The 11,293-nt window shown below is 68.4% G+C and carries 9 protein-coding genes; 3 read left to right on the top strand and 6 right to left on the bottom strand.

Annotated elements, in window-relative coordinates; all coding sequences use genetic code 11:
- Positions 1-149 precede the first annotated feature (149 nt).
- The gene (locus ABZU75_RS42210) at positions 150-1,130 is read right to left on the bottom strand and encodes a phosphotransferase family protein (RefSeq protein WP_355567678.1); all 981 of its coding nucleotides are present in this window, start codon (positions 1,128-1,130) and stop codon (positions 150-152) included.
- On the bottom strand, positions 1,127-2,317 hold the full coding sequence (locus tag ABZU75_RS42205; RefSeq protein ID WP_355567675.1) for an acyl-CoA dehydrogenase family protein: 1,191 nt from the start codon (positions 2,315-2,317) through the stop codon (positions 1,127-1,129). The genes ABZU75_RS42210 and ABZU75_RS42205 overlap by 4 nt, the downstream gene beginning before the upstream one ends.
- Before the next feature lie 52 nt (positions 2,318-2,369).
- Between ABZU75_RS42205 and ABZU75_RS42200 the strand changes: the two genes are divergently transcribed.
- From ABZU75_RS42200 to ABZU75_RS42190, 3 genes are all read left to right on the top strand, one after another.
- Positions 2,370-2,732, top strand: coding sequence for a DUF6285 domain-containing protein (locus ABZU75_RS42200; protein WP_355567672.1), 363 nt, complete (start codon positions 2,370-2,372; stop codon positions 2,730-2,732).
- 621 nt (positions 2,733-3,353) lie between these two features.
- Positions 3,354-4,532 (top strand): TIM barrel protein, encoded by a 1,179-nt coding sequence (locus tag ABZU75_RS42195; RefSeq protein WP_355567669.1) that lies wholly within the window; start codon positions 3,354-3,356, stop codon positions 4,530-4,532.
- Positions 4,533-4,650: 118 nt separating this feature from the next.
- On the top strand, positions 4,651-7,971 hold the full coding sequence (locus ABZU75_RS42190) for a PQQ-dependent sugar dehydrogenase (protein ID WP_355567666.1): 3,321 nt from the start codon (positions 4,651-4,653) through the stop codon (positions 7,969-7,971).
- 56 nt (positions 7,972-8,027) lie between these two features.
- On the opposite strand, the gene mctP is transcribed toward ABZU75_RS42190, so the two are convergent.
- The 4 genes from mctP to ABZU75_RS42170 form a co-directional block, all read right to left on the bottom strand.
- A complete protein-coding gene (mctP, locus tag ABZU75_RS42185) occupies positions 8,028-9,647 on the bottom strand; it encodes a monocarboxylate uptake permease MctP (RefSeq protein WP_355567663.1) in 1,620 nt (539 codons plus the stop codon).
- A 4-nt stretch (positions 9,648-9,651) separates the two neighbouring features.
- Positions 9,652-9,861 (bottom strand): DUF3311 domain-containing protein, encoded by a 210-nt coding sequence (locus ABZU75_RS42180; protein ID WP_355567660.1) that lies wholly within the window; start codon positions 9,859-9,861, stop codon positions 9,652-9,654.
- Between the two features lie 134 nt (positions 9,862-9,995).
- Complete coding sequence (locus ABZU75_RS42175; RefSeq protein WP_355567657.1) at positions 9,996-10,637, bottom strand: carboxymuconolactone decarboxylase family protein; 642 nt, start codon at positions 10,635-10,637, stop codon at positions 9,996-9,998.
- Positions 10,637-11,191 (bottom strand): VOC family protein, encoded by a 555-nt coding sequence (locus ABZU75_RS42170; RefSeq protein ID WP_350928980.1) that lies wholly within the window; start codon positions 11,189-11,191, stop codon positions 10,637-10,639. The genes ABZU75_RS42175 and ABZU75_RS42170 overlap by 1 nt, the downstream gene beginning before the upstream one ends.
- Positions 11,192-11,293 lie beyond the last annotated feature (102 nt).

The raw sequence follows: 11,293 nt of genomic DNA, 5'->3' as shown, positions 1-11,293 counted from the left end.
CGGTGTGGGAGAGTAGGTCGCCGCCGGACAATCTTTTATGAGGGCCCTCACCTTTCGGTGGGGGCCTTCGTGTTTTCCAGGAGAGTTCCGAAAGGCCGAGGCTTTTCGCGCCCTCAGGGATGGTTTCGAACAGGAGATGGCGTCTCGGTTCAGGACAGTGTCTCCAGGAGATCCCATTCGGTCTCACAGACACGGCGGCCGATCGCGGCCAGTTCCACGGATCGGGCGCCGCCCTCAAGGTGGCGCAGGGTCTGCGTGATGCAGATGATCCCCCACTTCAGCACACCGAACGTCTCCCACCAGCGCAGCGCGTCGCGGTCGACGGGATACCCGCTCGCCCGCTCGTAGGACTGGACGAGCCGCTCGTACTCCCCGAACCCGCCCACCGGCAGCGGCGACCCGAACCGCCAGGACTTCACGCACAACCAGCCGAGGTCCTCCATCGGATCGCCGGCGTGGGCGAGCTCCCAGTCGAGCACCGATCGGACCCCGTCGGGGCCGATGACGAGGTTGCCGTTCCGGAAGTCGCCGTGCACGACGGTCACCCGCTCGCTCGCGGGGCGGCAGCCGGAAAGGCGGCGGAAGGCCAGCTCGAAGACCGGGTGCGCGCTGCCGGTGAGATCCAGTATGTCCCGCCACGACCGGAGCGGATCGTCCGGCTCGATCGACTGCGCGCCTGCCGGAACCCCGAGATCGGTCCTGGGCGTGAGCGAGACCAGCGGCATGTGATGGATCGCGGCCAGGATTTCGCCGCACTGGGCGGCCAGCAGCGGCCGGGCGTCCATGAAGGCGTCGTCGCGGAGGATCCTGCGCGGGATCGTCTCCCCGTCCACCCGGCTCATCAGGATGTACGACTCTCCGGCGGCCAGCACCCGGGGCACGGGAACGCCGGCCGCCTCCGCCGCCCGCATCAGCCGCGTCTCCCCGGCCAGACCGATCCCGGCCGATCCGATTCCCGTATCCGGGACGGTGCCCGGAGAGTCCAGGCGCAGGATCAGCTCATGCCTGACGCCGTCAGGAACGATGACGTCCAGAGCCCACGTCTCCCGCGACGCACCACCCGGCAGCCGGATCCGAGAGGTGACGGCCGAGCCTGGCCCGAACACATCCGAGACGAGGTCGTCGATCATCGAAGGCCGAACTCCCAGTTGCCCCCCGCCGCGTACTCGCCCAGGATCCGGCGGCCCACCGAGTCGATGTGCACCTCGTCGGGGCCGTCGTAGATGCGACCGGCTCGGGCGTGCCGGTACATCCGGTCCAGCGGGGTGTCCGGGGTCAGCCCCGCGGCACCGTACACCTGGATGGCCCGGTCGATCACGTTGTGCAGCATCCGTGCCCCGGCCACCTTGGCCACTCCGATCTCCACCCGCGCCTGCTCACCCCGGTCGATGGCCTCCGCCGCGCTCAACGTCAGCAGCCGGGCCGACTGGATCTCGGTGTAGGAGTCGAACACGTGCTGGCGCATCAGCTGCCTGTCCGCCAGTGGCCGGCCGAAGGCGCTGCGCTCGTGCAGGCGGCGGCACATCAGGTCGAAGGCCCGCTGGGCCTGGCCCAGCCAGCGCATGCAGTGGAAGATCCGGCCGGGGCCCAGCCGCTGCTGGGCGATGACAAAGCCCTGGCCGCGCGGCCCGAGCAGGTTGGAGGCGGGTACCCGCACGTCGGAGTAGCGGACCTCGCAGTGACCGCCGTCGATGCCCAGCACCGGGGTGTCGCGCACGATGGTGTAGCCGGGTGTGTCGGTCGGTACCAGGATCATGGAGAACGCCAGGTGCGGGGCGGCGTCCGGCTCGGTACGGCACATCACCGTCGTGTACGCGGCCCGGTCCGCCCCGGTGGTGAACCACTTGTGGCCGTTGATCACCCACTCGTCGCCGTCCAGCACCGCCGTGGTCTGGAGCTGGGTGGGATCGCTGCTGGAGACGTTCGGCTCGGTCATCGCGAAACTCGGCCAGATCTCCGCCTGGACCAGCGGGGCGAGGAATCGCTCGCGCTGCTCGGGGTTGGCGTGCAGGCGCAGCATCAGCGAGTCCTGCAGGGTGAACGTGCCGAGCGCCAACTGCCCGAACTCGCTGCGGCCCTGCACCTCGTTCACGTACACATAGTCGAGGAAGGGCAATCCGCCGCCGCCCAGCTCGCGGGGGTGCCCGAGGGCCCACAGCCCTTTCTTCTTCGCCTGTGCCTGCAGCTCGCGCAGGAGCGAGGCGGCCTCGGGCCCGGCCTCGTGGAGTACGGCCTCCGCCGGCTCCACCCGTTCGGTCATGAACGCGTGGACGGCGTCACGAATCGGCCGGACGCTGTCGGGAACCGCGAAGCTCATGGAATGATCTCACCGGAGATTCGTTGCCGCGTCAACGGATAAGGAGTTCCTTATGTCGCAGGGCATGCCCCATGACATGCCGTCCGCGGCTCGGCTCGTCGCCGCGGTCCGTGACTTTCTGGAGAGCGATGTGCTCCCGGTCGTCGAGGGCCGGGTCCGTTTCCACACCCGGGTGGCGGTCAACGTGCTGAGCATGGTCGAGCGGGAGCTCGAACTCGGACCCGCGCAGCACGCCGCCCACCGCGTGCGCCTCGACGAGCTCGGCTTCGCCTCGGATGCCGAACTCGCCGCCGCGATCCGCGAGGGGCTGGACGGCCCGGAGCTTCTCGACGCCTTGGCGGCGGCCGTACGGGACAAGCTGGCCGTGGCGAACCCCGGCTACACCGCGGCCCCGGACGTCCCGCCCCGCCCCTGACGGCCCGTCTCTTCTACTCGGTTCTGAACTTGGCCTGGTCGTGCCCCGGTCCGACCCGTCGGCAAGGTGCCCGCCGGCCGCGTGTCGCCCGATGCTTCTGCCGATTATGGGCGAAAGTCGCGAGTCTTTCAACCAAAGCTCTCGTCCGACCGGGTTGCGCGACGCTTCGTCGCAGGTCGATCCGCGTGTCGTGGATGTGAACGGTCGCGGGCGCCTGCCGGATCAACCTGCTCGGGTTCCTGCGAACCGGAGCCCGGTTCGGCGTCCTGGAGGGCGGCCATCCAGGTCTACCTGGGAAGACTCCCCGGGGTTGGAGTGTTCGGGGCCTGGTGACCAAGATCGTGCGCTAGGGCGACTTTGGTCGTGGGCGACAGAAAGTTCAAGAGATCACGACAAAAGTGCTTCCTAAATGGGTAAAAGACGCGTAACTTCCACGCCAAGTTCTCTGCACGGCATCGAGAGGGCGAAGTGAGTCGGTCGGCGGCATCCACGGCAGGTCCCCGCGGGGAGATGACCTGCCGGGCGATGCCGCCGGACCTGCGGCGGAAAGGGGTCGGTGGTCACTCGGTCGAGGCATCGGGGATCACGGGGCTCCATCCACCCACACGGAAGTAGGAAAAGATGAGCGCACACGAAGAAGAGATCGACGAGGTCGCCGGCGCGTTGCGCCGCAGGCTCGGGCTGAACCGTCGCCAGTTCCTCGCGGCCACGACGGGAGTCACCGCGGTGGCCGCCATGGCGGCGGTCGGCCCGCTCGCGTCGGCCGCGTACGCGTCCCCCGGCGACGAGCAGGAACGCGGCCATGGCCACGGCGACAAGAACGTGCTGGTGCCGGAGGCCAAGCGGGGCATCATCCTCTACACCGTCCGCGACGTGATCTCCCGCGATCCGGCGACGAACCTGCCCGCCGGCTTCCGGCGCGTGTTCGAGGAGCTCTCGCGGATCGGCTACAAGCAGGTGGAGTTCGCGGGCTACCGCCAGCACGCGAACGCCGAGGGCGGGGCCGACCTGGAGACCGTCGAGGGCGCCCGGCTGCTGCGCCGGTGGCTCGACGACAACGGGCTCAAGGCACAGGGCAACCACGGCTTCATCCCCGGCTCCTGGCCACTCACCGAGGCCGACCTCGATCGCTTCAAGCGGACCCTGGAGATCGCCAACATCCTCGGCATGGAGCACGTGGGCACCGGCGGCGACCCGACCAACAGCGCGTACAAGGCGGACTGGGACGTCGCCGCCCAGAAATGGGACGGCCTCGGCTCGATCGCCTCGGCCGCCGGCCTCAAGTTGTACACGCACAACCACGACGCGGCGTACGGCTTCCTCCTCGACGAGGGCCCGCTCGACGAGCTGGGCCGGCCCACCCGCTCGTCGGGCGTCCGGAAGCTGGAGTACTTCCTCAAGATCACCAGCCGCAGGCACGTCTATCTCGAGATGGACATCTTCTGGGCGCACGTGGCCCAGTTCAAGCACCGCACCTACACCGCGCGCAACGGCTCCACCAAGACCGACATCTTCGACCCCCTGAAGCTGGTACGGCAGAACGAGAAGCGCTTCCCGCTGTTCCACGCCAAGGACGGCAAGGCCAACGAGGCCACCGCCAACGGCTACGACATGGTGCCGTTCGGCACCGGGAACATCGACTACAGCGCCTTCTTCTCCAAGCTGGACATAGAGAAGCGCCACAACCCGATGTACGAGCAGGACAACGCGCCCGGAGGAACGGCGGAGCCGGGCCGCTCGCTGCAGTACGCGGATCTCAGCTACAAGAACATGGCCGCCCTGCGCCGCGGTCGCCACTGACGCCCCGCTCGAAGAACCCGAGAGGTTCGGCGGACCGCCACGTGATCGCTGCCGTTGCCGCGGCGCGAGTGGCGGTCCGCCCTGTCCTGACACCCCCCTGAAGAAGAGGCTCAGGAAATTGAAGCGTACCCGCATGATGGTCGGCAGGGCACTCGCCGCTCTGTTGCTCCCCTCGGTGGTGCTGGTCGCCGCGCCCGCACCCGCATACGCCCATGAAGCCGCTACGCACTGGTCGAACTACGAGAAGATCACGCTGACCAAGAACGTCGGCGAGCCGATCGACATGGCGGTCCTCCCGGACAGGAGGGTCCTGCACACCGCCCGCAACGGTGACATCCGCCTGACCGACGGCGACACCGGCATCACCAAGGTCATCAACACGATCCCCGTCTACGCGAACTCCGAGGACGGTCTCCAGACGATCGCGATCGACCCCGGCTTCGCCCAGAACAAGTGGGTCTACGTCTACTACGCGCCGAAGACGATGACAGCGCCGTACCCGGAGACGACCCCCACCGGGTCGGCGCCCAACTCGCTGCCCGCGGGCGCGGACGAGTCGTACTGGAACCAGTGGAAGGGCTACAACCAGCTGTCCCGGTTCAAATGGACCGGTGACGCCCTGGACCTCTCCACCGAGCAGGTCATCATCAAGATCGAGACGCAGCGCGGACAGTGCTGCCATGTCGCGGGCGACATGGACTGGGACGCCGAGGGCAACCTCTACCTCGCCACCGGCGACAACACCCCCGCGGGCACGCCCGGGGCCAACGGCATGGCGCCCAACAACGACGCCCCCGGGATGAATCCGGGGCTCGACGCGCGGCGCGGCGCGGGCAACAGCAACGACCTGCGCGGCAAGATCCTGCGGATCACCGTGCAGGAGGACGGCTCCTACACGGTCCCGGCCGGCAACCTGTTCCCGCCGGGAACGGCCAAGACCCGTCCTGAGATCTTCGTGACGGGTGTGCGGAACGCCTTCCGCATGGACGTCGACGACGTGACCGGCACGGTGTCGTGGGGTGACTACGGTCCCGACGCCGGGGCACCCGACCCCGCCCGGGGCCCCCTGGGCTACGTCGAGTGGAACGTCACCCCCATCGACAAGCCGATGAACAGCGGCTGGCCGTACTGCACCGGCGACAACTTCAACTACAACGACTGGAACTTCGCGACCTCGACGCCGCGCGCGTGGTTCGACTGCGCGGCCGGACCGGCGAACACCTCGCGGTGGAACACCGGGCTGGACACGCTGCCTCCCGCGACCCCGGCGGACCTCTACTACGGCGACAACAACACCCACCAGCCGGCGGAGTGGGCCGGGCTCACCGACTTCGAGGCGGCGGGCGGGCAGGGGCCGATGGGCGGCCCCGTCTACCACTACGACGCGGCGAACCCGTCGACGACGAAGTTCCCCGAGTACTGGGACAAGAAGTTCTTCTTCGCCGAGTTCTCGCAGGACTATCTCGCGGCGTTCACCGTGACGGCGCCGGACGGGCCGGTGACCAAGCTCGAACACTTCCTGCCCAACAGCGCGCTGACCGCGGCGGCGATGCCGATCACCGACAGCCCGATGGACATCGAGTTCGGCCCCGACGGATCGCTGTACGTGCTCGACTACGGCGACGGCTTCTTCCGCGCCAACCCCGACGCGGGCCTGTATCGCATCGACTACGCCGAGGGGAACAAGACCCCGCAGGCGAAGATCGTCGCCAAGCCGTCGTCGAGCAGTACCGCGCCCCTCACCGTCGACTTCAGCGCGGCGTCGTCGACCGACACCGAGCCGGGCCCGCTGCGCTACGAGTGGGACTTCGACGGCAACGGGACCTTCGACGCCACCGGCGTCACGGTCTCGCACACCTACACCGTGCTCGGGCAGTACGCCGCCCGGCTCCGCGTGACCGACGCGCAGGGCAGGTTCGGGCTCACCTCGACCGAGATCACCGTGGGCAACACCGCGCCCGAGGTGACCATCCAGACGCCGGGCAACGGCGCCTTCTTCGACTGGGGCGACGCGGTGCCCTTCCAGATCAAGGTCTCCGACAAGGAGGACGGAGACAACCCCGTGTGCAGCCGGGTGCAGTGGACCTTCGGGCTCGGCCACGACGTGCACGCGCATCCGGAGACCCTCGGCACGGGATGCTCAGGCGCGTGGCCGACACCTGCCGACGCCCCCGAGCACGGCGAGACCGAGAACATCTTCGGCGTCGTCGTGGTGAGCTACCGGGACAACGGTGCCGGTGACATCCCCGGGGCGCTCGGCGACGCCACGCTCATCCTCAACCCCAAGCAACTGCAGGCCGAGCACGCGGACGCGAGCAGTGGTGTCACGAGGGTGGAGGACGAGAGCGCGTCCGGCCTGGCGAAGATCACGTCGTTCGACGCCGGGGACTGGATCGCGTACGACCCGGTGAACTTCGCCGGCATCACCGGCGTGCGGACCCGCGCCTCCGGTGCGGGAACGCTGTCCCTGCGGTGGGGCTCGGCGACGGCGGATCCGTTCGCCACCGTGACCGTGCCCGCCGGGGCGGGCTGGCAGAACGTGGACACCGCGCTCACCGGTGCCCCGACCGGCAGCGGGGAACTCTACGTCACCTCGACCGGCGGCGTGGAGGTCGACGGGTTCACCTTCCAGGGTGTCGGGGTCGGGGACGAGACGCCCCCGACCGTGTCGGCCACGCTCGCCCCTGCCCAGCCGGGCGGGGAGAACGGCTGGTACACCGGCAACGTCACGCTGACGGTCACCGCGACCGACAACGGCACGGTGGCGAGCCGGCAGTACTCGCTCAACGGTGGTAGCACGTGGTCGAACGCCAACAACCCGGTCACGCTGAGTGCCGAGGGCACCGTCGAGGTGTTCTACCGGGCGACCGACAACGCGGGCAACGTCTCGCAGGTCGGCAAGGTCACGGTGCGGATCGACAAGACCGCCCCGGTCCTGTCCGTGAGCGGGGTGGAGGCCGGTAAGTACGGTGACTCCGCGTCCCTCACCCCCGTCTTCTCGGCGTCGGACGCGACCTCGGGGGTGGCGAGCGTGACGGCGGCCATCGGTGACCTGCAGGTCACCTCCGGCAAGCCGGTCGACCTGTGGCGGCTGGCGCTCGGCGCGAACACGCTGACCGTCACCGCGAAGGACAAGGCGGGCCACGTCACGAAACAGACCGTCGCGTTCGAGGTCACGACCTCCTTCGCCGACCTTCAGAAGCTCCTCGACGGTTTCAGGGCGGCGGGCCTGGTGACGGGCGGCTCGCTGAACGACCAGCTCAAGGAGGCCAGGAAGCACGCGGACAAGGGCAAGACGAAGAACGCCGTCAAGTCCCTGGAGCAGTTCGTGAAACACGCCCGCGACCCGCGCAAGGTGACCGACGCCGCGGTGCGCGCCGTGCTCGTCCGAGACGCGGAGGCGCTGATCGCGCAGCTTCGCGCCCCGGCCGGCGGATGACGCGGGCGCGGGGGGAGGGCCTGACCGGCTCTCCCCCCGCGCTCGGCGTGGGGACGTCAGTGGGCGGTGGGGTCCAGGTCCAGGTCCTTGTCCTTGTCCTTGTCCTTGATCCTGGGATCGCCCTCGTCGGCGAGGTAGTGGTCGGGCAGGGTGGCGTCATCGCCCTCGGCCACCTTGGTGGAACGCGCGATGACCGTGCCGAGTGCGGCGACGGCCAGGTTGACCGCCAGCGCGACGATGCCCGCGTAGATCGTCATCTTGGTGTCAAGACCCAGCTTCTCCAGCGGGAACGCCGACCCGGCGAAGTGCAGCTTGCCGGTGACCGGGTTGCCGATGTTGTAGAGCATGAGCATCCCGGCCCCCATGCCGGCCACCCATCCGGCGATCAGGCCGCCACGGTGGAACCAGCGGGTGTAGAGGCCGAGCGCCACGGAAGGGAGCGTCTGCAGGATGATGACGCCGCCGATGAGCTGCAGGTCGATGGAGAAGCCGGTGTCCAGGAACAGGATGCACAGCACCGCGCCGACCTTGACGAGCAGCGAGGTGATCTTGGAAACCCGGGCCTCGTCGGCGTCGGTGGCGTTCGGCTTCAGGTACTCCTTGTAGATGTTGCGGGTGAACAGGTTCGCCGCGGCGATGGACATGATCGCCGCGGGGACCAGCGCGCCGATGCCGATCGCGGCGTAGGCGACGCCGGTGAACCAGTCGGGGAACATCCGGTCGAACAGCTGCGGCACGATCGTGTTGTTGTCCGTGCCGATGGGCTTGATCCCGGCCGCGATGGCCATGAAGCCGAGCAGCGCGATCAGGCCGAGCAGCAGGCTGTAGGCCGGGAGCGCGGACATGTTCCGCTTGATCACGCCGCGGTTCCTGGAAGCGAGCACGCCGGTGATGCTGTGCGGGTAGAGGAAGAGCGCGAGCGCCGACCCCAGGGCCAGCGTGACGTACTGCAGTTGGTTGTTGGCGTTGAGCAGGATGCCGTCGCCGGGTGCGGGACTGGCGTCGAACTTGGCCTGGGCGGCGGCGAAGATCCCCGACCAGCCGCCCTCCAGCTGGGCGGGGATCGCGATGATCGCCACCAGGATCACGATGTAGATCAGCGTGTCCTTGACGAACGCGATCAGCGCCGGGGCGCGCAGGCCCGACTGGTAGGTGTACGCGGCCAGGATCGCGAACGCGATGATGATCGGCAGGTGGCCGGTCACGCCCATCGACTTCAGCACCGCCTCGATGCCGACGAGCTGGAGCGCGATGTAGGGCATCGTCGCGACGATGCCGGTGATCGCGACCAGCAGCGCCAGCGTGGGCGAGCCGAACCTGGCCCGGACGAAGTCGGCGGGGGTCACGAAGCCGTGCACGTGCGAGACCGACCAGAGGCGGACCAGTACCAGGAAGACGATCGGGTAGACCACGATCGTGTAGGGCACCGCGAAGAAGCCCGTCGCGCCCGCGCCCCAGAGCAGGGCGGGCACTGCCACGAAGGTGTAGGCGGTGTAGAGGTCGCCGCCGACCAGGAACCAGGTGACCCACGAGCCGAAGCTGCGGCCGCCCAGGCCCCACTCGTCGAGGCTGGCCAGGCTGTCCGGGCGGCGCCAGCGCGCCGCCACGAACCCCATGCCGCTGACGAGCAGGAACAGTACGGTGAAGATGATGATCTCGGTCAGATGCGCGTCCATCCGGTCACCGCCGCTTGGTCATCTGGTAGACGATCGAGGTGCAGGTCACGCCGACCGCGATGAAGGCGAGCTGGAGCCAGTAGAAGAGCGGAAAGCCGAAAAGCCGGGGTTCGTCGAAATTGTAGAGAAATGGAAGTAAAGGTAGGATGATCGGCGCGACAAGCAGCCAGTTCCACGGGCTGCGATCGCTCCGGTCCCCGTTCGGTGTGGTCAACGCGGTCTCCTGTGGCTGGAGAGGGGACGCCCGAGCAGGATCATCCCCATCGGTTGACCGGCAGCGTAATTACCTGGACGTTTCCTGCGGGCCACTGAGCGCCGAGTGGAACGGTTGGCGCGACGAACGGTAGGTCAGCCCGGCCCGGCGATGTCGTCGGCGATGTCGCGGGTGCCGTACCCCTCGGGGGCCTCCGCTTCGACGACGGGTTCCGGCCGGTCGTCGAACTCCAGGCGGAGCGCCCTTGACATGGTCGCGTGCATTTCGTAGAGGCAGGTGATGTAGGTCAGCTCCAGGATCTGCTCGTCCGGCAGGTGCGCCTTCAGGACCGCGAATATCTCGTCGTGCACCCGGCCGCCGTCGAGCACCAGGCCGTCGGTGTAGGCCAGCACGGCCCGCTCCAGCTCGTTGAAGTGCGGGCTGACCTGCCAGTGCGCGACCGCCTGGACCTTCTCCTCGGGCACCCCCAGCGCCCGCATCTGCTTGCAGTGCTGTGAGAAGACGAACTTGCTGCCCCGGGCCCAGCCGGCCCGCGACTGGCCGAGCTCGCGCAGCACCGGGTCTACCTTGCTCTCCCGGTACAGCTGGAAGCCCTTCACGCAGTGCCGCAGGATGACCGGGTCCAGCGCGAAGACGGTCCACCAGTCGCCGGGGGAGCCGGTCGCGGTGCCCGGTTCGGCCACCGGGTCCCGGTCCGGGCCGAACAGCCGGTCGTAGAAGAAGAGCGTCAGCGGGTCCGTGGCCTCCGCGCGGGGGACCTGGCGCAGGCGTGGCATCACACGGTCCTTTCCGCGGCGGTCCTCGGTTCGTGCCGGACGTCGGTGGGCAGGCCCAGTTCCCTGGTCCAGGCGGCGAACTCCACCAGGATGCCGTCCGGATCCTTGAAGTAGATCGACCTGACGAACACGCCCTCTCCCATGGTGGGCGCCACCCCGAACTCGCTGTCGTCGTGGTTGAGGATCACCCCGACGTCCACGCCCTTGGCGATGAGCCTGTCGCGGTACTCCTCTATCTTGTCCGGGGCGACATCGAGGGCGATGTGGTTCATCGAGCCGACCGCGGAGAGCATCTCGCCCCGGTCCGGCAGGTTCTTCGGCGCCGAGACGCCGGGAATCCCCTCGGGTGCGTCGGGGAACCAGAAGAACGCCAGCGCGTTTCCCCCGCCGCAGTCGAAGAAGAAGTGCTGTCCCCATCCCATCGGCAGCTCGATCGTCTTGATCAGGGGCATGCCCAGGACGCCGGAGTAGAAGTCGATCGTCTGCTTCATGTCCGAGCACACCAGTGCGAGATGGTTGATCCCGCGTAGCTCGAACTCGCTGTTGTCCGCCATGTTCTCCTCGCCTCTTCGAGTAACTCATTACTTATCACAGGAGGGCGGAGGCGGGCAGGCGGCGCGCACTCCCCGTCCCCTCCTGTGATAAGTAATGAGTTA

Origin of the sequence: Streptosporangium sp. NPDC005286, assembly GCF_040607515.1 — a bacterium.
GTDB lineage: Bacteria > Actinomycetota > Actinomycetes > Streptosporangiales > Streptosporangiaceae > Streptosporangium.
Note: the sequence above shows the minus strand (reverse complement) of the source record. Positions and strands in the feature narration are given on the sequence as shown.